The 24050-nt window shown below is 67.4% G+C and carries 16 protein-coding genes and 1 pseudogene; 6 read left to right on the forward strand and 11 right to left on the reverse strand.

The features are described from left to right. Positions 1-107 precede the first annotated feature (107 nt). From F3J20_RS08305 to F3J20_RS08315, 3 genes are read right to left on the reverse strand one after another with little or no spacing between them, the layout of a single operon-like run. Positions 108-1427: a cytochrome c gene (locus F3J20_RS08305; protein ID WP_167283039.1), complete on the reverse strand. Its 1320-nt coding sequence runs from the start codon at positions 1425-1427 to the stop codon at positions 108-110. 16 nt (positions 1428-1443) lie between these two features. Continuing rightward, the gene (locus F3J20_RS08310; protein ID WP_167283040.1) at positions 1444-3696 is read right to left on the reverse strand and encodes a xanthine dehydrogenase family protein molybdopterin-binding subunit; all 2253 of its coding nucleotides are present in this window, start codon (positions 3694-3696) and stop codon (positions 1444-1446) included. Position 3697: 1 nt separating this feature from the next. Further along, on the reverse strand, positions 3698-4153 hold the full coding sequence (locus tag F3J20_RS08315) for a (2Fe-2S)-binding protein (RefSeq protein WP_167283043.1): 456 nt from the start codon (positions 4151-4153) through the stop codon (positions 3698-3700). A gap of 567 nt (positions 4154-4720) precedes the next feature. Between F3J20_RS08315 and F3J20_RS08320 the strand changes: the two genes are divergently transcribed. Next, positions 4721-5119: a hypothetical protein gene (locus tag F3J20_RS08320; protein WP_167283077.1), complete on the forward strand. Its 399-nt coding sequence runs from the start codon at positions 4721-4723 to the stop codon at positions 5117-5119. A 545-nt stretch (positions 5120-5664) separates the two neighbouring features. On the opposite strand, the gene F3J20_RS08325 is transcribed toward F3J20_RS08320, so the two are convergent. Then, positions 5665-6621, reverse strand: a complete 957-nt coding sequence (locus tag F3J20_RS08325) for a peptidoglycan DD-metalloendopeptidase family protein (protein WP_167283045.1) — start codon at positions 6619-6621, stop codon at positions 5665-5667. Between the two features lie 689 nt (positions 6622-7310). After that, positions 7311-8489 (reverse strand): porin, encoded by a 1179-nt coding sequence (locus F3J20_RS08330; RefSeq protein WP_167283047.1) that lies wholly within the window; start codon positions 8487-8489, stop codon positions 7311-7313. 591 nt (positions 8490-9080) lie between these two features. Between F3J20_RS08330 and F3J20_RS08335 the strand changes: the two genes are divergently transcribed. Next, positions 9081-10190 carry an OpgC domain-containing protein gene (locus tag F3J20_RS08335; protein ID WP_167283049.1) on the forward strand — a complete coding sequence of 370 codons (1110 nt, stop codon included), beginning with the start codon at positions 9081-9083 and terminating at the stop codon, positions 10188-10190. A 116-nt stretch (positions 10191-10306) separates the two neighbouring features. Beyond that, positions 10307-11197, forward strand: a complete 891-nt coding sequence (locus tag F3J20_RS08340; protein ID WP_167283051.1) for an alpha/beta hydrolase-fold protein — start codon at positions 10307-10309, stop codon at positions 11195-11197. Positions 11198-11278: 81 nt separating this feature from the next. Here F3J20_RS08340 and F3J20_RS08345 read toward each other — a convergent pair whose 3' ends face one another. Further along, complete coding sequence (locus tag F3J20_RS08345; RefSeq protein ID WP_167049155.1) at positions 11279-12373, reverse strand: AI-2E family transporter; 1095 nt, start codon at positions 12371-12373, stop codon at positions 11279-11281. Between the two features lie 337 nt (positions 12374-12710). Between F3J20_RS08345 and F3J20_RS08350 the strand changes: the two genes are divergently transcribed. From F3J20_RS08350 to F3J20_RS08360, 3 genes and pseudogenes are all read left to right on the forward strand, one after another. Further along, positions 12711-12998: a DUF3331 domain-containing protein gene (locus F3J20_RS08350; RefSeq protein WP_167049255.1), complete on the forward strand. Its 288-nt coding sequence runs from the start codon at positions 12711-12713 to the stop codon at positions 12996-12998. Between the two features lie 431 nt (positions 12999-13429). After that, positions 13430-14638, forward strand: a pseudogene (locus F3J20_RS08355) (adenosylcobalamin-dependent ribonucleoside-diphosphate reductase); the annotation flags it as partial. An 80-nt stretch (positions 14639-14718) separates the two neighbouring features. Further along, entirely contained in the window at positions 14719-17304 is a 2586-nt protein-coding gene (locus F3J20_RS08360; protein ID WP_167283053.1) for an adenosylcobalamin-dependent ribonucleoside-diphosphate reductase, read from the forward strand. Positions 17305-17410: 106 nt separating this feature from the next. On the opposite strand, the gene F3J20_RS08365 is transcribed toward F3J20_RS08360, so the two are convergent. The 5 genes from F3J20_RS08365 to F3J20_RS08385 form a co-directional block, all read right to left on the reverse strand. Next, on the reverse strand, positions 17411-18406 hold the full coding sequence (locus F3J20_RS08365; RefSeq protein WP_167283055.1) for a twin-arginine translocation pathway signal: 996 nt from the start codon (positions 18404-18406) through the stop codon (positions 17411-17413). Positions 18407-18425: 19 nt separating this feature from the next. Next, a complete protein-coding gene (locus tag F3J20_RS08370; RefSeq protein ID WP_167283057.1) occupies positions 18426-19487 on the reverse strand; it encodes a hypothetical protein in 1062 nt (353 codons plus the stop codon). A gap of 5 nt (positions 19488-19492) precedes the next feature. Next, complete coding sequence (locus F3J20_RS08375; RefSeq protein ID WP_167283059.1) at positions 19493-20869, reverse strand: MBOAT family protein; 1377 nt, start codon at positions 20867-20869, stop codon at positions 19493-19495. Positions 20870-20887: 18 nt separating this feature from the next. Beyond that, the gene (locus tag F3J20_RS08380; RefSeq protein ID WP_167283060.1) at positions 20888-21553 is read right to left on the reverse strand and encodes an alginate O-acetyltransferase AlgF; all 666 of its coding nucleotides are present in this window, start codon (positions 21551-21553) and stop codon (positions 20888-20890) included. Positions 21554-21632: 79 nt separating this feature from the next. Further along, the coding region (locus tag F3J20_RS08385; RefSeq protein ID WP_167283062.1) for a bacteriophage N4 adsorption protein A at positions 21633-24050 on the reverse strand (2418 nt) is incomplete at its 5' end.

Genomic DNA, 24050 nt, shown 5'->3' on the forward strand with positions numbered 1-24050 from the left:
TTGCGCCCGTCGAGTGCGCCAGCGGCGCCACGCGCGCCATGAGTCGGGAGCGGGCGGCATGTGAAGCGGCCCGCCTCACCTGACCGCCACGTCCCTCACTCTGGCGATCAGCGCGCCGCCTGCGTCGACTTGCGCAGCTTCGCGACCTCGGCCGCGCCCACCGCCGGTGCGCCGTTGTTCCAGCCCGCGCGCACGAAGCTCAGGACGTCGGCGATCTGCTGGTCGCTCAGCACCGCCGCGAAACTGGGCATCGGGAACGGCGACGGCACGCCGTCGATCACCAGATCGCCGGTACCGTTCAACGTTACGTTGATGAGCGACGACGCGTCCTTCGCGAGCACGTTCGGATTGCCCGCGAGCGGCGCGAGCATCGGCGCGAAGCCCTGTCCGTCGACGCCGTGGCAGTGCATGCAATATGCCGTATAGACGCGCGCGCCGGCATCGTTGGCGGGACGATCGAGCGATACTTTGGTCGCTTGGGCATCGTACGTATAAAGCGGCGCGCCGCTGCCGCCCGCCGGCGGCAACGACTTCAGATACGTCGAAACCGCCGCGATATCGGTGTCGGTCATGCCTTGCGTGCTGTTGTTGATTACGCTCGTCATCGCGCCGAACGCCGTCGCATGGCGATTCGCACCGGTCTTCAGAAAGGTGCGCAGATCCTCGTCGCTCCAGCGCCCGAGCCCCTCGTTGTGCTCGCCGGTCAGGTTCGACGCGAACCAGCCGTCGAGCAGCGCGCCGCTCAGGAAGCCGCTGCCGCTTTCGTCGAGCGCGCTCTCCTGGAACGCGACGCCGCGCGGCGTATGGCAGGAGCCGCAATGCCCGAGCCCCTGCACGAGATACGCGCCGCGATTCCACGCTACGTCCTTGCCCGGCTTGTCGCGATAGGCGCTCTTTTCCAGAAACACCATGTTCCAGAGCTTCAGCGGCCAGCGCATGTTCAACGGCCACTTGATGTCTGGCTCCCGGTTCGCCTGTTGCACCGGTGCGACGCCGTGCATGAAGAACGCGTAAAGCGCCTTCGCGTCGTCGTCGTTGACCTTCGCATAGGACGGATACGGCATCGCCGGATACAGGTTGTGGCCGTCCTGCGCGACGCCTTCGCGCAGCGCCCGCACGAAGTCGCCTTCCGTGTAGCCACCGATGCCGGTCTGCGCGTCGGGCGTGATGTTGGTGGTGTAGATGCGGCCCATCGGCGTGTTCATCGGCAGACCGCCCGCGAACGGCTTGCCCTTCGGCGCCGTGTGGCAGGCCGCGCAATCGCCGAGCTGCGCGAGATAGGCGCCGCGCTGCACGAGCGCCTGATCGGCCGATGACGTAGCTGCCATTGACGTCACCGCCGCCGTTTCCGCATTGGCCGGCACCTGCGCAAGCAACGGCAACGCGACGCACAACGCCGCGCCAAGACCCTTCAAAGTGATTTTCATGTCGGGCTCCTTGGCGTCACGCGCTTTGCAGTTGACGGCCCACCGGCAACTGCCGCAGCCGCTTGCCGGTGGCCGCGTAGATCGCATTGGCCAGCGCGGGCGCGAGCGCCGCCGTGCCCGGCTCGCCGATGCCGCCGGGCGCCTCGCCGCTCTTCACGATATGCACGTCGATCGGCGGTGTCTCGTTGATGCGCAGCATCCGGTAGTCGGTGAAGTTGTTCTGCTCGACGCGGCCGTCCTTGATCGTGATCTCGCTATAAAGCGCCGCCGTGATGCCGAAGATGATGCCGCCCTGCACCTGCGCCTCGATCGTGTTCGGATTGACGACCATGCCGCAATCGACCGCACACGTGATGCGCTTGACGGACACCTCGCCCTGGTCGACGGCGACGTCGACGACGATCGAGAAGAAGCTGCCGAACGCATGCATGACCGAGACGCCGCGCCCCTGCCCTTGCGGCAGCGCGCTGCCCCAGTTCGCGGCCTGCGCGGCGGTATTGAGCACGTTCAGCGCGCGCGGCGATTTGCCGAGCAGGCTGCGCCGGTACTGCACCGGATCGATCTTCGCGTGCGCGGCGAGTTCGTCGATGAAGCTCTCCACCACGAACGTGCCGCGCGTCGGCCCGACGCCGCGCCAGAACGCAGTGGGCACCGCGTGCGGTTCCTCGCGCACGTAATCGACGAGCTGGTTCGGCAGGTCGTACGGCAGATCGGCGGCAACTTCCACCGCGTCGGGATCGAGCCCGTTCCTGAACGCGGGCGGCGCGAAGCGCGCCATGATCGACGAGCCGGCAATGCGATGCTGCCACGCGACCGGCTTGCCGTTCGCATCGAGTCCGGCCGAGATCGTGTCGTAGTAGTACGGCCGGTACATGTCGTGCTGGATGTCTTCCTCGCGAGTCCACAGCACCTTCACGGGCGCCGACACCTGTTTGGCGACCTTGACCGCCTGCGTGACCATATCGGTTTCGAGCCGCCGGCCGAAGCCGCCGCCGATCAGATGGTTGTGCACGATGATCCTGTCGGCGGGCAAACCGGTGACGGCCACCGCCGCATCGACGACGCGCGTCGGCACCTGCGAGCCGAGCCAGATTTCGCACGCATCGGCGCGCACGTGGACCGTGCAGTTGACCGGCTCCATCGTCGCGTGCGCGAGGAACGGCTGCTGGTAGACCGCATCGACGCGCGACTTCGCATCGCCGAACGCGCGACCCACGTCGCCTTCCTTGCGCGCGACCGCGCCGCTGCGTTGCGAGGCCGCCGCGAGATCGTCGACGATCGTCTTCATCGACACCTGTGCGCCCGCGCCCTCGTTCCACTTGATGTCGAGCGCCTGCACGCCGCGCTTGGCAGCCCATGTGTGGTCGCCGATCACCGCCACCGCGTTGTCAACCTTGATGATCTCGCGCACGCCGGGGATCGTCTTCGCATGCGTATCGTCAACGCTCGCGAGCGTGCCGCCGAACACCGGGCAATTCGCGATCGCCGCGTAGACCATGCCGGACAGGCGCACGTCGAGCCCGAACAGCGCGGTGCCGTCCACTTTCTCGGGCGAATCGAGCCGCTTCGCGGGCGTACCGATCAGCCTGAAATCCTTCGGCTCCTTGAGCGGCACGTTCTGCGGAACCGGCAGCGCGGACGCGGCCTGCGCAAGCTGACCATAGCTCGCGCTGCGATTGCTGGCCGCGTGGATCACCTGGCCCGCCTGCGCGTGGCAACTGGCCGGATCGACCTGCCATTGCCGCGCGGCCGCGTTGACGAGCATCACGCGCGCGGTCGCGCCCGCGCGGCGCATCGGCTCCCACGCGAAACGGATCGACGTGGAGCCGCCCGTGAGCTGGCCGCCGAGCAGCGGGTCGCCGAAGAGCTTTTCGTTGGGCGGAGCGTGATCGAGCGTGACCGCGTCGAGCGGCACTTCGAGTTCTTCGGCGATCAGCATCGGAATCGACGTATAGACGCCCTGGCCCATCTCGACCTTCGGCATCACCAGCGTGACCTTGCCCGCGGTGTCGATCTGGATGAACGCGTTCGGCGCGAACACGCCGCTTTGCGGCGCCTCGTTCGCATCGCCGCCGATCACGCTCCTGCCGGTCTTCTGATCCTGGCTCGAAGCCGGCATGCTGAAGCCGAGCAGCAGACCGCCGCCGGCTGCAGCGCCGACCGTCACGCCGAATTTAAGGAAGCTGCGCCGCGAGAGGCCGCGCGCGGGCTGCGTATCGTCGTTCGACGGCTGCGCGCCGTTCTGTGCATCGAGCAATCCCTGGGACATGTCAGGCTCCCTTCGCGGCATGCTTGATCGCCGCGCGGATGCGGTTGTAGGTCCCGCAGCGGCAGATGTTGCCGGCCATCGCGGCGTCGATGTCGGCGTCGCTCGGGTTGGGATTGCTCGCGAGCAGCGAGGCGGCCGACATCACCTGCCCCGACTGACAGTAGCCGCATTGCACGACGTCGAGTTCGCGCCAGGCCTCCTGCACTTTCTGTCCTGCCGGCGTGCCGCCGACCGCTTCGATCGTGACGACCTTGCGCTCGCCGACGGCGGCCGCCGGGAACACGCACGAGCGCACCGCGACGCCGTCGAGATGCACGGTGCATGCGCCGCATTGAGCGATGCCGCAACCGAACTTGGTGCCGGTCAGGCCGACGAGATCGCGCAAGACCCACAGCAGGGGCATGTCAGGGGGTGCGTCGACGGTATGGGTTTGGCCGTTGATATTGAACGTTGTCATGCGCGGCTCCGGTGGAATTTATAGTGTGGGATTCAGGCTGTTTATTCAGGCTGCTTATTCATACTGTTTAGACAGCGGCACCGCATCGGAACGCAAAGACTCGCCGCGTTTGTTCGACATGCGGGGCTAATCACGCGATGCTGGTCGGTCCTGATGAAGCATGTGCCGCTAACAGTCCGGCTGATTGTAGTCGTGAGAAACGAAGCATGTGCCGCTAACAGTCCGGCTGATTGTAGTCGTGAGAAACGAAGTTTGCTTCGCAGGTGTGCAGCGCGCCTCGTGCGCAAGTATCGCGCATCAATTCCGAGACGTATCTCGATATAGGCTGCGATACATGTCCCGATGCCTATATCGAAGCCCATGCCGATGCTTGTCCCGATGCCTGTCTCGAAGCCCATGCCGATGCACGGACCCACGCCCGGCAACGGGATGCAATCAATGCGTTACCATCGACGCATCTACCTGCTAGCGTTAGAGCGGGAAGCGGCGCGCGGTATCGTGACGCCGCCCGTGATGCGTATTGCGACGCGCTATTGCGTCGAGCCAACCGATCCGAAGGAGCCGCCGATGAACGACCCGCAATGCACTCAATTCCTCGCGGACATTCGCAAGCCGCTGCTTGCGCTGCACAAGGCGATTCTCGATCACGAGCGCGCGGCGTACGAAAAAGAATTCGGCCCGGTGACGCCGGCGGCGTTTCTGCAGGTGCTCATCAACGGCTCGGGGTTTCGCTGGCTCACGCCGCTTTCGACGGTGATCGCGAGCGTCGACGAAATTCTCGACGACGAGGAAGCCGATGCGGGCGACCGCCTTGCGGCCGCGGAAGCCGTGGTCGGCCTGTTCTCGCCCGATCAGCCGAACAATGCGTTTCTGCCGCGTTATCTGCCGTTGTTGCAGGCCGATCCGGCGATCCTGCATTACCACGGCCAGGTGGCGCAATTGCTGCGCGGCGTGCAGGCGAAGTAGGTGCGGCTGCGGCCGTGTGATTGCCGGGTTGTTCCCGGCAGCGTATCGGACGGGAGTCGTGTGTTTGAGGCACGCGTTTGACGGGTTTGATCGGCGCGTTGCTTTGCCCGTTGCTTCACCTGTCGATTCGCGCGATGGTGCGTGATCGCGAATGACCTGATGACGAACGCACGGCCGGCTCCTGTATTTCCTCACCGTTGCAGGAGCGGCGTCGGGTCGTGAATACGTGTTTCATTCGCCGCATGACGGTTGCACGCGAATGATGTCTGGGTGGCGAATAGCCTGGATTGCCTTCTATCTCCGGCACAAATACACCTTGCTCGAAGGCATTCCTCGTTCGATTCGCAAGACTGCGGGCGCGCGCCACCACGGTTCGCTCGATCAAACGCTTTCGTGCCTGCGCCGTGCAAGGAAATTACCTGGCTTTGCTGACTAAAACCAGGGTGAGCTTTTGCGGGAAGCGTTCGAAGCCGGTTGCGGCGAGCGGCTAACAGGCTTTCGCCATGTCTGGCATAGCGAAAGCCGATACAACAACAGACTCGACGCTAACCGCGCGCCTGCGGCAGATACGGCAACGGATCGACCGGCTTGCCGTCGTGGCGCACCTCGAAACCCACCGACACCCGCGAGTTGCTTTCGTCGCCCATTTCGGCAATCTGCTGTCCCTTGCGCACGACGTCGCCCATCTTGACCAGCAGCTTGCGGTTATGCGAGTACGCCGTCAGAAAGTCCTTGTTGTGCTGCACGATGATGAGACTGCCGTAGCCGTTCAGTCCCGTGCCCGCATACATGACCTTGCCGTCGGCGGCAGCGCGCACCGGGTCGCCGGGCTTGCCGCCGATTTCGATACCGCGCGTTTCGCCCGGCTGGAACGCTTCGACGACGCTGCCCGACGCAGGCCATGCGAGCGTCACGCTGCTCGCGTGCCGGCGCGTCTCCTGCGTGACTTCGCGGACCTCGGCGGCATCGGGAACCGGCGCTGCGGACTGCGCTAGCGCCTGAGCAGAGGCTTGCGCCGAAGCCTGCGCCGACGTTTGCGGCAGCGCCGCCCCCGCCGACGCCACACCCGCCGCGGACCTCGCAGCCGCCGCATTAGCCTGCTTCACCGCCCCCACCGTTTCCGGCGACGCGACATGCAGCACCTGCCCCGGCCTCAACCGCGACGACGGCTTCATGCCATTCCACGCCTGCAACTGCCTGACGCTCACATGATGATGCTGCGCGATGCGCGCGAGTGTGTCGCCATGCTTGACGCGATAAACGAGCGGCGGCGCTTTTTTCAGCGACGCGCTCTGGTTGGCGTCGATGGTCAGCGCCGCAGACGCCGCGCCATCGGCCGCCACGCCCGTTACCGCCGTATTCGCCGCCGGTACGCTGGAGGCGGCCGTCGCACCCGACGCCGCGCCGTTCTGCTGCCCGACGTTCGCGCAACCGCTGACTACCAGCGCAACCCACACGCCGGCGAGACTGGCCAGTCTCGTTCTGTCGAAACGTTTTTTCATCCTGTTCGACTCCTGCCTTGTTCATGGACGGACCGGATGTCGCCATGCCGCAGCGCTGCGCGCGATCTCGTGCCGCGCGGCCTCATCTGCGGCACGGCGAGACCGCCTCGTACGGCGTTCATCCCATGCCCGGCCGGCCCGTTCCAATCGCTGCCGAAGGCCGGTCATGTCCGGACTCCAGACATCAAAACCGCGCAACTCCAGCGAAACAGATCGGATCGGGACCGGATTGCCGATCAAAATTCCGGCGAAATTGTAAAGTGACTTTTAACGAAAACGCCCCGCTTCGAACACTCTGATACAACCGTTACCAGCCGGATTCCCGCCCATGGCCTGCCGATTCGGCGGAAGCGGATAGCCGACGCGGCTGGAAGCGGAAACGCCGCCGTCCGGTGAGCGATTCGCGTTTATTTAACATTTGTCATATCGGCAGGCATGCCCGGAACTTGAATTGCCGGGCATCGCGGCTGCGGACCGGGGTGAAATACGCGCCGTTAAAAGAGCGGACCCGCGCCCGGTCCAGGGATAGAAATAAGGAATAAGGAGATAAAGACAAGACAGAAATAGAGATTTCGCTGCGCCTGCTCGCCGCAAACAAAACCGCCAGGCTCCGGCAACCTCGCGCCCTGGCGGAAAAGGCAAAAGAAAAAACCGCGCTACACCAACCAATAACGCGCAGCGTGAAAACGCTAGAACTTATGCCGGATAGCCGCGCGCACGACGACCTGCTTCGACGTCGACGAGGGCGACTGCGTGCCCGGAATAAACGCGTAGTCGAGAATCGACAGCGTGGAGTCGCCCGTCAGTTGCTGATACTCGCCCTGCAGATAAACGTCAGTGCGCTTGGACAGGTTGTAATCCGCCATCAGCCCGAACGTATGGATGCGCGGCTTCACGCCGCCGTTCGACGCATCGTGGGTTTCCATCGTGTAGACGTACTGCGCGCCGACGAACAGCATCGGCGAAATCTGATACTTGCCGTTCACCTCGAAGTTCTGATATTTGAGCGAGTTCAGCAGCACGCCCGGCGGCGTCACGGGAACCAGCGGCACGAGCGGCGCGATGCCGAGATAGCCGTTGCCGGTCGGATCGAGATAGTTCGAGTTGCTGTAGACGAAGCCGGCCGTCGCCGGGCCGAACGTATAGGTCATGCCGCCGCCGAACACGCGCATGCGCGTCGCGACGAAACCGGCGTCGTTGGCGGTAATCGCGCCGTTCGAGCCGTTGCCCGGATTGTCGGCCTGCAGATACGCCGCCGCGACGAGCAGGCCGCCATACGCGTACTGCCCGCCGAAACTGTAGGCGCGATTGTTCGCGAAGCCGGTGTCGTTGCTGAAGCTGTAGGTGCCGCCGAACTGGAAGCCGCCAATCGACGGGCTCGTGTACTTGACCGTGTTGTCGAGGCGGAACGTGTTGTCGGTGTTGTCGTTGTCGTACGGGTGCGAGAACAGCTCGCCGGCCCAACTGCCGTTGGCCGTGGTCTGCGCCAGATAGTCGACGACCGAATCGTACTGACGGCCGAACGTCAACGTGCCGTACGGCACCGAACTCAGGCCGACGAACGCCTGGCGGCCAAACAGGCGGCCGCCCTGTTCGAGCCGTCCGGAATTCAGGTCGAAGCCGTTTTCAAGCTGGAAGATTGCCTTGAGACCGCCGCCCAGTTCCTCGAAACCCCTGAGGCCCCAGCGGCTGCCCTGCGCCAGCCCGCTCGCCAGTTCGTAGACATGGCCGCGGCCGGCATTGTTGGTGTAGTTGATGCCTTCGTCGATCACGCCATAGAGCGTGACGCTGGTTTGCGCGCGCGCAGGCACGACGAAAGCGGCGGACGCAGCAATGGAGACAGCCAGCGCGAACACTTGCCTGTTCATGATGATCTCCCTGCACTTCGAGTAACAGGACAACTCGATCCGGTCGCTTTGTTCTTGATTGATGCTTGTTCTCGATGCCCCAGGCAGTTCTGCCGACTGCTCCGTTCACCTGCGCGTTCCGGAAATCGTCACACGACGGCGGCTGGCCGTCCATGAGAGGAAGCGCCGATGATCGAGAATGTTGCTAATTCTCCACTCGGTGCGCTTGCCCCTTTTTTCGTCAGCGGGGTTCGGGTAAGCGACGGCGCGCGTGGCGCGTGAGCACGGCGAAGACGAGTCGCCGATAAGGGGCCGCCGATGCGGTAATCCGCATGGCGCCGTACCGTTCCCAACAGCTTTGTCACAGAAAGAAATATAATCGGGCGCCTTTGCTGCGACGCAGCGGAACTCCGCGCCGCACCGGGGGTCAGGTTTACAGTCCGTTGACACGGCGCTCCGCCGCCGGTCGAGCGCGGCAACGCGGGGCGCGGACTGGGCGCATGAAGAGCGCAGCCCGCCGCGACACCCCACCCCATACTAAAAACGCCGTGTGAGACACCCGCCCCGCTGGATCAGCGTGGCCGTCTCACGGGGCTGCTTTTGACGCAAACAATGCAACAATCCTCGTCCCGTCTGATCGAACTCGACTTTTTCCGCGGACTCGTGCTGCTGATCATCGTCGTCGATCATATTGGCGGCAGCATTCTGTCGCGCGTCACGCTGCATGCGTATGCGCTGTGCGATGCCGCCGAAGTGTTCGTGTTCCTCGGCGGCTTCGCGACCGCCACGGCCTATGCCGCACTCGCCGAGCGGCGCAGCGAAACGATCGCGCGCGGCCGCTTCCTGCGGCGCTCGTTCGAGATCTACCGCGCGTTTCTCGTCACCGCCGGGCTCATGCTGCTCGTGAGCGCGGTGCTCACCGCATTCAGCATCGACGGGCCGAATCTCGCCACCACCGACCTCGACGACCTCATCGACACCCCGCTCGCCGCGCTGCGCGACATCCTGCTGCTGCGCCGCCAGCCATATCTCGCCTCGGTGCTGCCGATGTATGCGTTCTTCGCGCTGCTCGTACCGGCCATCCTGCCGCTCGCGCGCCGCCAGCCGTGGCTGCTGCTCGCCGGCAGCGTCGCGCTGTGGGCCGGCGCCCCGGCGATCGGCCAATACCTGCCCTCGGCACCCGACATGCACTGGGACTTCAACCCGTTCGCGTGGCAGCTGATGTTCGTGCTCGGCGTGCTCGCGCGCTGCCAGCCGGTTTATCAGCGCGTGAGCGCGCACCGGCTCGGCTGGCTCGTCAGCCTGTGCGCGCTCGCGGTGGTCGCGGGCGCCGCCTACTACAAGCTCGTTCTCGAGCATGCGCCGCTGCCCGGCAGCCTCAAGCAGAACCTGTCCTACCTGCGCGCCGGCAACTTCCTCGCGATCGCGTGGCTCACCGCGAATCTGATCCAGCTCGGCTGGGCGAAAAAGCTCGCCCGCCGGCTGCCGTGGATCGGCCTGATCGGACGTCAGGGCTTGCTGTGCTTTATCGCCGGCGCGGTGATTTCGCTCGTGATCGACTCGGTGCTGTATGCCGCCACCGACGGCTATCTGAACTATCCGCTCGGCCTGCTCGCCGATGCGGCGGCCGTCGGCGCGCTGTTCGCGGTCGGGCTTGGCGTCGAGCCGCTCAAGCGCTATGTCGGCCGGCTCGTCGCGACGCGGCTCGGCACGTCGTCCTGAGCGCGCCAGCCGCGTCGGACGTAGATCGACACGCCTCGCATCCGCCTCAAATCCGGTACCAATGCTGATAGCATGACGGCCGGCGCGCGAACCGCGCGCCGGTCTCCCACCCTGACATGCGTCGACTCTTTAGCCTCGCTCTCGTTGTGCTTTCCGTCGCTGTCGGCACGCCGGCGTTCGCGAGCATGGTCGCGAACCGCAGCTTCCATTCGAATACGCTCGGCCGCGACTGGAACTACACGATCTATCTGCCTGGCGCCTATCGCTCGGACGGCCCGCGCCTGCCGGTGCTCTACCTGCTGCACGGCAATAACGGCGACGCCAACGACTGGCTCACGCAAGGCCATCTGCAAGGCACGGCCGACACGCTGATCGAGCGCAAGGACATCCCGCCCGTCGTGATCGTGATGCCGCAAGGCGGCACGGACTGGTACGTCGACCGCAAGGAAAAAATGGAGACCGCGTTCTTCGACGATCTGCTGCCCGAGATCGAAACGCACTACGCGGTCGCGACGCAGCGTAGCGGCCGGATGATCGGCGGCGTCTCGATGGGCGGCTTCGGCGCGCTACGCTACGCGCTCACGCAGCCGGAGCTGTTCTGCGGCGCGCTGCTGCTGAGCCCCGCGATCTATGCCAACGAGCCGCCGCGCGCGTCGGCGGCGCGGCGCGTCGGCGTGTTCGGCGAGCGGCAGTTCGATCCGCGCATCTGGCACGAGCTCAACTATCCGGCGCAGTGGGACCGCTATATGAGCCGGCCGTACCGCCTGCCGATGTTCATCGCATCCGGAGACGACGACCTCGACATCCAGGCCGACGCCTCGGTGCTGTACACCCATCTGCGGCTCGCGGGCAATCCGGCGGCGCTGCGCATCATCGACGGCGGGCATACGTGGGACGTATGGAGCGCACTGCTGCCCGCCGCGCTCAAATACACGCTCGGCTGCGTGAGCGTGAAACCGCCGCCGGTCGAGCGTCCGCTCGATCACCCATCGATGCATCGGCCTTGAGCCGCGCGCCGGCACGGCGCGAACAGCGGACCGCGCGCCGGGCCGTCCGGTTCGCGGGCGGCACGGCGCGCAAAACACGCGCTACTGCACGAGATCGGTCCACAGCACCATCAGCACCGTCATCAGCGCGGGGCCGATGAAAATGCCGAGCAGCCCGAACGTCTCCGCCCCGCCGAGGATGCCGAACAGCACGAGCAGGAACGGCAGGCGCGTCGAGTTGCCGATCAGCACCGGCCGCACGAAATGCTCGGCGACGAACACGACGATCGAGCCGAATACGGCGAGCCCGATCGCGCCGGCAACCGAGCCTTGCGCGAGCAGCCACAGCGCCGCGAGGCCGAACGTGATCGGCGCGCAGAACGGCAGCATCGCGGCGATCGCCGTGACGAAGCCGAGCAGCGCCGCATGCGGCAGGCCGGTCACGAAATAGGCGACGCCGAGCAGCAGGCCCTCGCCAAGCCCCACCACGACCAGCCCCGCCACCGTGCCGCGCACGGCGGTCGCCATGTGCTGGACGAGGTTCGCGCCGCTCTCGCCGAAACCGCGCCGCACGGCCTTCAGCAGCGAGCCCGACAGACGCGGCCCCGCCTGGACAATCACGAACAGCGTAACGAGCGTGAAGCCGAACACCATCGCCGCATGCACGGCGCGCGCGCCGAAATGGCGGCCGAGCGTCATCACCGTGCCGCTGTGCAGCCCCTTGATCGCGGCGGAATCGCGCAGCGGCTGCGCGAGATTGGCCTGCCACCACGCGGCGATCTGCTGCGCGCCGAACGGCAGGCGCTCGACGAAACCCGGCAGCGCGATGCCGCGCTCCTGGACGCCGCGGAACCAGTCGCTCAGTTCGCGCGCCTCGTGCAGCGCCTGGGCGACGCCGAGCCCGACCGGCAGCAGCACGAGCAGCGCGATCACGACGGTAAATACGGCGGCGAGCAGCGTCATGCGCCCCTTGAACCAGCGGCTGCCCGCCACCCGGTGCAGCAGCGGCCACAGCGCGATCGCGACGACGCCCGCCCACGCGACCGCCACGATGAAATCGCGCACGACCCACAGCGCGAGCAGCACGAGCCCGCTATACAGCACGAGCGAGGCGGCCTTCTGTTTTTTCAGACGCTCCGGAGTGGGCGACGACGCATCGGGAGCAGGAGGAGGTACTGCGGGTGGCCTTGAAATCATGTGAACCCTGGTTTTCCTGAGGGGGTGCGCGCGAGCCGACCTGAAAATTTCAAACCCGCTAAACTGGCGGCTCGGTCCCCCATCGACCCTCACATCTTAAAGGAAGCGCCGGCGCTCCTTGCGGGTGGCCGCATCGTCGCATTGACGGCAATACAGCGTTGCAAAAATTCACACTATTAAAAAATTACATAAAAAAGCGCCCAACGTCCGTCATTTCAACCAATCGTACGACTGGCTTACGATTATTTCTGTTTAGAGAACAGAGTTTCAACCGCGGCACAATGGCTCTTGGGCGCGCGCCAGTCTACATTCGGCACTCCACAATACGGAGCCGATGATGACCGTAGAGTCCATCCTTCTTGACGCTACCAATGGCGTGCGCATCGAAATTCTCGAGAGCTCCGACACGACGCTGGTCATCCGCTGGGTTGAGCCTGGACGCTGCCACTATGGCGAGCAACGCTGGCGGCGCAGGTCGGCGCATACCTCGGGGACTTGCGCGGTGTCGCATCGCAAGATTCGCCGCGGCGACGCGGTATTCAAGCCCGCCGAGCGGCCGGCACCGTCGAATGCGGCCGCGATGATCTGCGCCGAAATCCTCGAACCGATTCTCGAAGCCGCCTGACGACCGGGCTGGCGCGGCGGCCGCGCCGCTTGTTTGACGCTTGCGCGGCTTTTGTGCCGCTTGTGACGCTAGCGCGGCTAGTGCCGCTTTTTGCCGCCTGTGCCGATACATGCCCGTTGCGGTTTGGCGCGAGCGCCGGGGTGCGCTCGCCCGCTGCGATTTGCGCGACTTGCGCACCTCGGCTTCCAGCCTGCCCCGACTGCCTTTGCTGTCCTTGCGCGCACGGCACGCGCAAGCGCGGCCCACGACGCCCGGCAGCGCCGAACGCGCCGCAGCCCCAGGTCGCTCCCCGTCGATTGCAGCCCCGCGCCCCGTGCGTTAAGGTGGACTCGTTGCGCCCGCTCCCGCACGCCGGCCTGCTGCCCGGCACCTGAGTGCGCGCCGTCCACCCACCGCGCCGCGCCCGCCGCGACGCCGTTTGAGGGCCGATCATGGCAGAAGACACGCCGCACACCCCCACGATCCCGGCAGCGTCCGCCTCGCCCACGCCATCGCCGATCGCGAGCACGCCGATCGCCCCGCAGCAGTTCTCGCTCGACGTGCTGCTCGAAAAATACGCGAAAGGCGACGAACAATCGGCCGACGACGTCTTTCGCCGCGTCGCGCGCGGCGTCGCCGAGGCCGAGCCGCCGGAACTGCGCGCGCCGGTCGAGGCGCTGTTCGTGGACAACCTGCGGCACGGCGCGCTCGGCGCGGGCCGCATCATGAGCGCGGCGGGCAGCGGTATCGCCGCGACGCTGATCAACTGCTTCGTGCAGCCGGTCGGCGACTCGATTCAGGGCGTCGACGAGCAGGGACTGCCGGGCATCTACGTGGCGCTGCTGCAGGCGGCCGAAACGATGCGGCGCGGCGGCGGCGTCGGCTACAACTTCTCGGCGATCCGGCCCAAGGGCGCGCGCGTTCATACGACCAGTTCGTCGGCATCGGGCCCGTGCAGCTACATGGACGTGTTCGACGCCTCGTGCCGCACGGTCGAAAGCGCGGGCTCGCGGCGCGGCGCGCAGATGGCCGTGCTCGACTGCGACCACCCCGACCTGCTCGAATTCATCGAAGCCAAGCATTCGAAGGGGCGCTGGAACAACTTCAACGTGTCGGTCGGCGTGACCGACGCATTCATGCGCGCGGTCGAAAACGACGAGCCGTGGCAGCTGGTCCATCGCGCCGAGCCGTCGCCGGCGCTGCGCGCGGCCGGCGACGTGCGGCGGCGCGAGGACGGCCTGTGGGTCTACGGCGAGCACCCGGCGCGCGCGATCTGGGAGCGCATCATGCGCTCGACCTACGACGTCGCCGAGCCCGGCATCGTGTTCATCTCGCGCATGAACGAGGACAACAATCTGCGCGCCGTCGAAACGATCCGCGCGACCAATCCGTGCGGCGAGCAGCCGCTGCCCGCCTACGGCTGCTGCAACCTCGGGCCGCTCAACCTGACGCGCTTCGTCGTCGATCCGTTCGCGCAGTTGCAGGGCCGTGAGCCGTCGTTCGACTGGGACGGCCTCGCGCAACGCACGCGCACCCAGGTGCGTTTTCTCGACGACGTGCTCGACGTCACGCTGTGGCCGCTGCCGCAGCAATACGACGAATCGCGCGCGAAACGGCGCATCGGCGTCGGCTTCACCGGTCTCGGCGACACGCTCGTGATGCCGGCCTGCTGCCCGGCACCTGAGTGCGCGCCGTCCACCCACCGCGCCGCGCCCGCCGCGACGCCGTTTGAGGGCCGATCATGGCAGAAGACACGCCGCACACCCCCACGATCCCGGCAGCGTCCGCCTCGCCCACGCCATCGCCGATCGCGAGCACGCCGATCGCCCCGCAGCAGTTCTCGCTCGACGTGCTGCTCGAAAAATACGCGAAAGGCGACGAACAATCGGCCGACGACGTCTTTCGCCGCGTCGCGCGCGGCGTCGCCGAGGCCGAGCCGCCGGAACTGCGCGCGCCGGTCGAGGCGCTGTTCGTGGACAACCTGCGGCACGGCGCGCTCGGCGCGGGCCGCATCATGAGCGCGGCGGGCAGCGGTATCGCCGCGACGCTGATCAACTGCTTCGTGCAGCCGGTCGGCGACTCGATTCAGGGCGTCGACGAGCAGGGACTGCCGGGCATCTACGTGGCGCTGCTGCAGGCGGCCGAAACGATGCGGCGCGGCGGCGGCGTCGGCTACAACTTCTCGGCGATCCGGCCCAAGGGCGCGCGCGTTCATACGACCAGTTCGTCGGCATCGGGCCCGTGCAGCTACATGGACGTGTTCGACGCCTCGTGCCGCACGGTCGAAAGCGCGGGCTCGCGGCGCGGCGCGCAGATGGCCGTGCTCGACTGCGACCACCCCGACCTGCTCGAATTCATCGAAGCCAAGCATTCGAAGGGGCGCTGGAACAACTTCAACGTGTCGGTCGGCGTGACCGACGCATTCATGCGCGCGGTCGAAAACGACGAGCCGTGGCAGCTGGTCCATCGCGCCGAGCCGTCGCCGGCGCTGCGCGCGGCCGGCGACGTGCGGCGGCGCGAGGACGGCCTGTGGGTCTACGGCGAGCACCCGGCGCGCGCGATCTGGGAGCGCATCATGCGCTCGACCTACGACGTCGCCGAGCCCGGCATCGTGTTCATCTCGCGCATGAACGAGGACAACAATCTGCGCGCCGTCGAAACGATCCGCGCGACCAATCCGTGCGGCGAGCAGCCGCTGCCCGCCTACGGCTGCTGCAACCTCGGGCCGCTCAACCTGACGCGCTTCGTCGTCGATCCGTTCGCGCAGTTGCAGGGCCGTGAGCCGTCGTTCGACTGGGACGGCCTCGCGCAACGCACGCGCACCCAGGTGCGTTTTCTCGACGACGTGCTCGACGTCACGCTGTGGCCGCTGCCGCAGCAATACGACGAATCGCGCGCGAAACGGCGCATCGGCGTCGGCTTCACCGGTCTCGGCGACACGCTCGTGATGCTCGGGCTGCGCTACAACGCGCAGGAAGGCCGCGACTTCGCGGCGCGCATCGCGCGGCTCATGCGCGACGAGGCGTACCGCGCGTCGGTCGAACTCGCGAAGGAGCGCGGTGCGTTCCCGTTGTTCGACGCCGCGCGCTATCTCGAAGCGGGCACCTTCGCGTCGCGCCTGCCCGACGACGTCCAGCAGGCGATCCGCCGCGACGGCATCCGCAACAGCCATCTGCTGTCGATCGCGCCGACCGGCACCGTGAGCCTCGCATTCGCGGACAACGCCTCGAACGGCATCGAGCCGGCCTTCTCGTGGACCTACAAGCGCATGAAGGTGATGGCCGACGGCGGCCGCGAATCGTTCGACGTCGAGGACTACGCGTACCGGCTCTACCGCGAGCTCGGCGGCGACGTGAACCGGCTGCCCGACTACTTCGTCAGCGCATTGCAGATGTCGGCGCGCGACCATCTCGAGATGATGGCGGCGGTGCAGCCGTACGTCGACACGTCGATCTCGAAGACCGTCAACGTGCCCGCCGACTATCCGTTCGACGCGTTCGAAAGCCTCTATTTCGACGCATGGAAAAACGGCCTGAAGGGCCTCGCCACCTATCGCCCGAACGACACGCTCGGCGCGGTGCTGAGCGTCGCGCCCGCGCAGGCCGACGACACGCTCGCCGACAGCGATCTCGACCCGCTGCGGATCGCGATGGATCACCGGCCGAAGGGCGAGTTGCCGGCAGTCATCGAGAAGGTCGAGTATCTGACCCAGGCGGGCAAGAAGTCGCTGTACGTCGCGGTGTCGTTCATCGAGGTGACGGGACGCCTCGGCGGCGAGGACGTGACGATCGAGCGGCCGATCGAGTTCTTCATCCCGACCGGCCAGCGCGACGAGTCGCAGCAATGGATCACGGCGACGATGCGCTCGCTGTCGCTCGCCGCGCGCGGCGGCTTCGTCGCGCGCAATCTGCAGGACATGCGCAAGGTGTCGTGGGATCGCGGCCAGGTGCGGCTGGGCGACGTGCAGCGTCTCGACGGCCATCGCGCGCCGCGCTGGCACGATTCGGAAGTGGCCGCGCTCGCGTTTGCGATCCAGCAGATTCTGTATCGGCGCGGCTTTCTCGACGCCGAAGGCAATCAGGTGCCGTCGCGGCTGCTCGCGCGCTTGCCGCGCGGGCAGATGAAAACGGACACGGCGTTATCGGCCGATTTCGGCATGCGCGCCCATCCCGAAGACGGCGCGGACGCGCTGCTGCAACCGGCCAGCGCGCAAGGGCTGCAGACGATGCTCGGGCGCAAATGCGGTTCGTGCGGCGCGCATGCGGTGATTCGCAAGGACGGCTGCGATTTCTGCACGGCGTGCGGCGAGGTGGGGGCCTGCGGGTAAGGCCGCAGAGGGCCAGCGGAGTTGCCCAAGGCCGCCAGCATTGCCCGGAACCACGGGGCCGCCCAAGGCCCCCGGATCACCCCCGCCCCACCGAACCAGATCGGCCCTACTTGCCCAGCGCCGCCGACACGCCGGCCAGCCAGGTCGCGGCCGGCATCACGCTCTTCGGGTCCCAGCTATCGGGCGCATCCAGGCGCGTCTGCAATTGATCCTCGTTGAACTGCCACACCACGACCTTGGGCGCGTGCTGCGCGAACGAGGGGTTCGCCACCGTATCGAGGAACGTCTTCCACGGCCCGATGTTGCCGGGATTCCAGGCCAGCCCCACCGGCACGCCGAGCGCATTCGAGAGCTTCTGCGGATAGCCGAGATACGGCTGCACGAAGCTGTTGCCGATCACCTCGACCTGCGCCGGTCCGCTGTCGAGCAGGCCGTCGGCCGCTTCCGGCTGCTTGCGCACGGTGTAGATGTCGCGGCCGATACGCTTGCGGTCCTCGGGCGACATGAAGTTCGTCGCGAGATCGCCATAGCGGCGCTCGTTGGTCCAGTCGCCGAGCACGCTGCCGCCGCCGGTGGCCGGCACGGCGAACTTGCCGCGGATCAGCGCGGCCGTCGCATCGGCCGAAGCTTCCGCCGCCCACGCGGTCCAGTGGTAGTCGGCGCGATAGAACGCGCTCTGGCGGTCGTGCTCGACGGATTGCAGCGCGGGCCGATCGTCGAACGTGACGATGCCGGCTGCCGCGAACATGCCGAGCAGGTCGCCGTAGCGCGACTGAACCTGCGGCGACAACCTGACGTCAACCGGAAGACGCTGCGGGTAGAACACCGACTTGGCCGGCACCACCATCACGACGAGTTCGACGTGCTTCGCCGCCAGCGCATCCTTCGCCTCGCGGATCAGCTTGACGTTAGCCTCGATCTGCGGACGGTCGACCTTGTCGGTGCTTTCCCAGCCCGGGAAAAGCCAGCCGTCCTGCCCCTCGATCACCGACGCCGCAGCCCGCGCCGCGCCGCAGTGAATCGACGCGGCGAGCGCCGCGAAGGCCAGCACGGCGGTCCAGCCGCGCGGCGTGGCCCGGTTCGGTGAAGCACGATTTTTCATCGGAAATCCTGTTGGGTTGTCATGGTTGCGCCAGATAGGCGTTTTCATCGTCGGTAAGCGGTTGGTAGAGCGAGCGCAGCGGCCACTCCCAGATCAGCAGCCGCACACCCTGGAGCCGCTCGGGGTGATGCCGCAGCAGTTCGATCGCGCTGCCGGCAAAGCCGCTGCCCACGCGGCTTTGCTGCGCGATCTCCTGTTTCATCGCGAGTTGCAGATAGTCGGCAAAGCCGGAATTGAGCGAATACGACGAGCCGGCCAGCACGACCGTCGGCGCGGCCACGTCGTCGAGCAGCCCGCCGCCGTGGTGTATGTCGAGCGTTTCGTTGTGGTCGAGGTCGGGCCGCGGCGCGAACGGCGGCACGTTGCCGGCCAGCCCGGCGAGACGCGTCAGATCGCCGATGCGCGCCCCGGAACGAGCCGCCACGCTCAGGCGCATCGTGACGTCGCCGGCCGGCACGTACGCCAGCGCCGCGGCCGCCACGCGGTGGGCGGCGAACTTCGCGCCGTCGCGATTCCAGTGCGTGTCGGTGCGCCAGTAACCGGGCGCGACCCAGCCGTCATGCAGATCGACCTGGCGCAGTGCCAGGCCCGCGCTCGCCTGCTGCCAGGCGAGCCTTCGGCCGCGCGCCTGGCGCGACACCGGCAGCCCGCACAGCCCGCTTGCCGCCTGCTCGGCCTTGTCCGGCACCGGCACGCTCACGACGGCAATGCCGCGCCGTGCGAGATCGGCCGCGAGCTTGCGCGCGAGCGCCACGCGCCGTTCGAGGTTGTGCTCGCCGCCGGGCGTTTCGACCAGTTCCTCGGTCAGAAACAGCCAGCCGGGGCAGCCGCTGCGCACCTGCGGATCGGCATCGCCCGTCACTGCGTAAAGCACGCCGTTGATGACGCGCCGCACGGCGGGCGCCGGCGCGGCGAGCTCTTCCACGCGCCGGTCCAGCGCCTGCGTCGCGGCGCCATCGCGCCACGATGCTTGCCGCAGCAGCCGCCCAAGCGCGTCGGCCTCGCCGCTCAGGCGCCAGGCGAGCAGGAGCGCGCCGCCCATGACGACGATCAGAAAGGCCATCGTGTTGAACTTGCGCATCGCGGTCAGAACTGGAAATAGAGAAACGGGACCACGGTGCGTCCTTGCAGCACGCACACCGAGACCAGCCACAGCGGCACCGCCAGATAGCGCAGCAGCGCATGGCCGCGCGCGTGCCCCGCCGGCCAGGCGGCGGGCAGATAGACGAGCGCGATGCCGCCCAGCAGACAGACGAGCTGGTTGGGCCGCAACGCGGCGGCGAACGCGCTCGACATCGCCCAGCCATGCGCGCCGCCGAGCGCCGCCAGCATCGTCGACACTTCGCCCCAACTGTCGGCGCGAAACAGCAGCCAGCCCGCCATCACGAACAGCAGCGTGACGGCATGGCCCGCCCAGAACGGCAGCGCCGGCCCGCCGCGCGCGCGCCACAGCCGTTCGGCCGCGAGACCCGCGCCATGCCACAGGCCCCACACCATGAAGGTCCAGCTCGCGCCATGCCACAGGCCGCCGAGCGCCATCGTAACCAGCAGATTCACGCAGCCGCGCGGCAGGCTTTGGCGACTGCCACCGAGCGGAATGTACAGATAGTCGCGCAGCCAGCTCGACAGGCTGATATGCCAGCGCCGCCAGAACGCCGAGAGCGAGCCGGCCAGATAAGGCGCGTCGAAATTCTCGGGAAAGCGCAGCCCCACCATCAGGCCGAGGCCGATCGCCATGCTGCTGTAGGCGCAGAAGTCGAAATACAGCTGCAACGCATAGGCGAGCACCGTCAGCGCGGCGTCGGCCGCGCTCGGCGACGTCAGCTGATAACCGCTCGTCACGAGCGGCGCCAGCGTGTCCGCGAGCAGGATCTTCTGCGCGAAGCCGAGCATGAACCGCTCGACGCCGACCGCGAACTCCGCGGCATGAAACGCGCGCCGGCGCAACCGCTCGGCCACCCATTCGTAGCGGACGACGGGCCCCGCCACGAGGTGGCCGAACATCGACTGATAGGTCGCATAGCTAACGAAGCTCGGCTCGGCGGCGACGGTGCCGCGATAGACATCGACCGCATACGAAATCGCGCCGAACACGAAGAACGAGAGTCCGATCGGCAGCACGACGGCCTGCCATGCGCCGGTCGGCACGCCGATCGAGCGTGCCGTGTCATGCAGCAGGTTCGCGTACTTGAACCAGACCAGCGCGAGCAGCGGCCACGCGATGCCGGCGAGCAGCGCCCAGCGCCGTTGCCGTGCCCCGGCGCGCTGTATCAGCAAGCCCGTGCCCCACGACCAGAGCGCGATCGAGACGATCAGCGGCAGGAAGTCGGGACGCCACCACGCATAGAAAATCCAGCTGAATCCGAGCAGCGTCAGATTGCGCCAGCGCGCACCGACGAGCGCATAGGCCAGCAGGAAGAGCGGCAGGAAAACGAACAGGAAGCTGATGCTCGCGAAGACCATAGGCGTGCGGGCCGGCGCTCAGTGGCCGGCCGAGTACGGCTCGGTGGCGTCGGTCTGGATCACGAGGCGCGGCGCGGCGGCCGCGCCGAGCAGAAACACGCTCGCATGATCGCCCGACTTCAGCGTGGGCAGCGCCACCGGCGCCGTGCTTCCGCTCGCCTCGCAGCGCCCTTGCAGCCGAGCCTGCACGGGATTGATGACGCGCTTGCGGGTGTCGCCGCTCGTCACGCGATCGAACACCGTCGCGCCGTTCTCGATCGCGAGCGCGCCGTTGCAGTCCGGCGCGAGGTTGTAGAAGCGCAGTTCCGCCTTCAGGTCGTCGCGCCCGTCGCTGGCGTCGGCGATCAGCTTCGGCTGGCCCGCCGCCGTCAGCACCACCGTGTTGAAGGTGCCCGGCTTGACGTCGAAGCGCCCGAGCGCGTGCCCGTCGGCCTTGATCTCGACGCCGGCGGCGGCATCGACGACCCGGTAATCGGTGCTCACCCTGCGCTTCGGATCGAGCGTGTCGCGCTTGCCCGCGAACTCGACGCTGACGGCCTTCGCCGACGGATTCACCACGCGCAGATAGCTGGAGCCGGCCGGCGCCTGCGGCGCATAGAGCCGCGCGATCTCCTGGGCGGACGCGGCCGGCCCCCAGGTCAGCGCGAGTGCGCCCGCGAAAAGCGCCGCGGCCATGACGGCCATAGCGGCGCCAGTCTTCGGGCGGCGTGCGCCCGCGGACAATGTAGGGTTCTTGACCATCATCGAGTTATCCCTGTTTCGTTCAGTAGTTGAAGACGCTGCGAATGAACCAGCCCTTCGCGCGTTCGTCGCCGGCCACGCGCAGGCGGTATTGCACCGACAGGTCCAGGTACGAGCGCGGCGCATGATAGCGGTCCTCGCGCAGCCAGGTGCGCAGGTTGAGGCCGACGCCCGCGCCGACGGCCCACGGTCTCGTGTAGACGTTGTTGTAGTCCGCCGCGGCCACGGCGTGCGGCGTCAGCATCGTGTGGCCGAGCCACGTATCGGGCAGGCGGAAGCTGCGGCCCGCGTCGAGTTCCGACGTGAGGTAGCGCGTGTTCGCCACGAGGTAGTAGCCGGTCTCGGCATAGAGCTGGACGTTGTTCCAGCTCGGCTTGTCGACGCGCAGGTCGCCGCCCGTGCCCCACGAGTAGCCGAGCCGCGCGAGCCAGTCGCTTTGCGCCGCCGAGCCGATCGCCTGCTGCCGCTCGAAGGCGGCCACGATGTTTTGCGAGGCAAACGGCTTCCAGCGCACGCCGAAGGCGGAGAGCAGGCTCGGCCAGCCGGTCGGCGAGGTGCCGGTGAAGCTGTCGCCCGTCACCGTGTCGGTGGACGTGGTCGGCGCGCTATACGGCGTGCCGATGAGCCGCGCATAGAGATCGACCCAGGTGCCGTTGCGCTCGAGCGCGGCCGGCCGCCACCAGGCCTCGGCGCCGATCTGCAGGTTGTCGCCGACCAGCGCCGACTGGTTCTGGCCCGCCTGCATGTTGTTGCTGCCGCGATAGGTCAGCGCCACATAGGCGCCCCAGCGGCGCTCCAGCTCGGACACCGCGCGGCGCGTCTCGTAGAGGCTTTGCGGCGTGAGGTCGAGCGCGCCAGCATCGGCGGCGTCGATGGCGCGCCGGAAATAGCCGGCCGCGAGCGGACGCTGGTCGGCATTGACGGCCGTGAAGGCCGCATCGCGCAGCGCCGTTGCGGGCAGCTTGCCGGCCGCGTCGAGCGCGCCGAACGCTTGGGCCGCTTGTGAGGACGCGCCCGACACCGCGAGCAGATACGCGTAGTCCAGTTCGGGCACGGCATCCTTGAGCGCCGCGCGCGCCTGCTTCGCCTCGTCGTGGCGGCCGGCCGCGTCGAGCGCGTCGGCCAGCACGCGCCGGTACATGTCGCGCTTCGGCGCGGCAGCGACCAGTTGGCGCGCGAGCGTCAAAGCCGTCGCGTCGTCGCCCTTTGCGAGCGCCGCGAAAATGGCCGGGACCATCGCATCGGCCGCATTGTCGGCGGGACGCGCGGTACACACCGTGCCGTAAGGCGTGAGCCGGCAATCGAGGAACGGCGCCTGCAACCGCGGGCGGTCCGCGCGATGCCGGTAGTACGCGATCAGGCTGCGCCGCCAGGCCGCTTCGGCGTCGCCGGCCGGCAGCGGCTGCAACGCGCCGCTGGCGAATGCCGCATCGCCCTCGGCCAGCGCCGCATCGGCGACGTAGAGCCGGACGTTGCGCAGATCGTCGTCGCCGAGTGCACCGTTCTTGACGGCTTTCGTGTAGTCGTCGCGCGCTGCGCGGTAGTGGCCCTGCATCTGGCGCAAGTGGCCGCGCAGCAGCAGCGGCACCGCGTCCTCGTCGTCGACCTGGATCGCCGCGCTCGCGGCGGCTTCCGCTTCGGCGTAACGCTGCTCGCGCGTCAACGCGTCGATCAGCAGGAGCCGGTAGGACATTACATCGGGCGCATTCGCAATCGCCTCGGCAATCGCTTTTTCCGCCCGTTGGGGATCGTTGTCGGCCAGCGCGGCGTAGGCTTCGCGCGCGGGCTCCTGCGCAAGCTGGCGGCGCACGGCGTCGCGCCGGCCTTCCAGTTCCCGGTCGGGTCCACCGACCTGCAGGGCCGCGTCGAACAGGCCGAGCGCCTCGCGCGGATGGGCGTTCGCGGCGGCGCGATAGGCCGCCTCGGCCAGCGTTCTTGCCGGCTTTTCCGGTGCGATCGGCGAGCACGCTGGTTCGGTGCCGTTGACTTCGCAATGCAGAAGCGGCGGTTCGAGCGCGGGCCGCGCGGACGCGTCTCCTGTTGCGAGCCATTGCGCGAACCGGCGCCATTGCTGCGCCTCGGCATCGCTGTCGGGAAACGCTTCGAGAACCTTGAGCGCGGCAGCCGTGTCGCCGGCGCTCAGCTCGGCGCGGGCCACGAGCAGACGCAGCGCGCGCAGTTGCTCAGCGCCGTGCGAGTCGTCCACCACGTCCGTCAGGTCCGCCACGCTCGCCAGCGCCTCGTCGTAGTCCGCCCGCGCTTCGTCGTAACGGCCGTCACGCTGCAGCAGATAGCCATGCTGCAGATGGATCATCGAAGCCGCGGCGCCGGCGCTCGCCAGCGCGTCGCGGCTTGCGCGCGAGGCCGCCGCGTCGTCGCGCAGGCGCAGCAGCAAGTCGATCTGCAACAGCCGGTATGACGACGCGCCCGGTGCCAACTC

This window comes from Paraburkholderia sp. Cy-641 (assembly GCF_011752945.1).
In the GTDB taxonomy this organism is placed as follows: Bacteria; Pseudomonadota; Gammaproteobacteria; order Burkholderiales; family Burkholderiaceae; genus Paraburkholderia.

Excerpts from the sequence above, each read along its gene's own strand:
- F3J20_RS08305 (WP_167283039.1), bottom strand. The coding sequence starts at position 1,427 with ATGAAAATCACTTTGAAGGGTCTTGGCGCGGCGTTGTGCGTCGCGTTG.
- F3J20_RS08310 (WP_167283040.1), bottom strand. The coding sequence starts at position 3,696 with ATGTCCCAGGGATTGCTCGATGCACAGAACGGCGCGCAGCCGTCGAAC.
- F3J20_RS08315 (WP_167283043.1), bottom strand. The coding sequence starts at position 4,153 with ATGACAACGTTCAATATCAACGGCCAAACCCATACCGTCGACGCACCC.
- F3J20_RS08320 (WP_167283077.1), top strand. The coding sequence starts at position 4,721 with ATGAACGACCCGCAATGCACTCAATTCCTCGCGGACATTCGCAAGCCG.
- F3J20_RS08325 (WP_167283045.1), bottom strand. The coding sequence starts at position 6,621 with ATGAAAAAACGTTTCGACAGAACGAGACTGGCCAGTCTCGCCGGCGTG.
- F3J20_RS08330 (WP_167283047.1), bottom strand. The coding sequence starts at position 8,489 with ATGAACAGGCAAGTGTTCGCGCTGGCTGTCTCCATTGCTGCGTCCGCC.
- F3J20_RS08335 (WP_167283049.1), top strand. The coding sequence starts at position 9,081 with ATGCAACAATCCTCGTCCCGTCTGATCGAACTCGACTTTTTCCGCGGA.
- F3J20_RS08340 (WP_167283051.1), top strand. The coding sequence starts at position 10,307 with ATGCGTCGACTCTTTAGCCTCGCTCTCGTTGTGCTTTCCGTCGCTGTC.
- F3J20_RS08345 (WP_167049155.1), bottom strand. The coding sequence starts at position 12,373 with ATGATTTCAAGGCCACCCGCAGTACCTCCTCCTGCTCCCGATGCGTCG.
- F3J20_RS08350 (WP_167049255.1), top strand. The coding sequence starts at position 12,711 with ATGACCGTAGAGTCCATCCTTCTTGACGCTACCAATGGCGTGCGCATC.
- F3J20_RS08360 (WP_167283053.1), top strand. The coding sequence starts at position 14,719 with ATGGCAGAAGACACGCCGCACACCCCCACGATCCCGGCAGCGTCCGCC.
- F3J20_RS08365 (WP_167283055.1), bottom strand. The coding sequence starts at position 18,406 with ATGAAAAATCGTGCTTCACCGAACCGGGCCACGCCGCGCGGCTGGACC.
- F3J20_RS08370 (WP_167283057.1), bottom strand. The coding sequence starts at position 19,487 with ATGCGCAAGTTCAACACGATGGCCTTTCTGATCGTCGTCATGGGCGGC.
- F3J20_RS08375 (WP_167283059.1), bottom strand. The coding sequence starts at position 20,869 with ATGGTCTTCGCGAGCATCAGCTTCCTGTTCGTTTTCCTGCCGCTCTTC.
- F3J20_RS08380 (WP_167283060.1), bottom strand. The coding sequence starts at position 21,553 with ATGGCCGTCATGGCCGCGGCGCTTTTCGCGGGCGCACTCGCGCTGACC.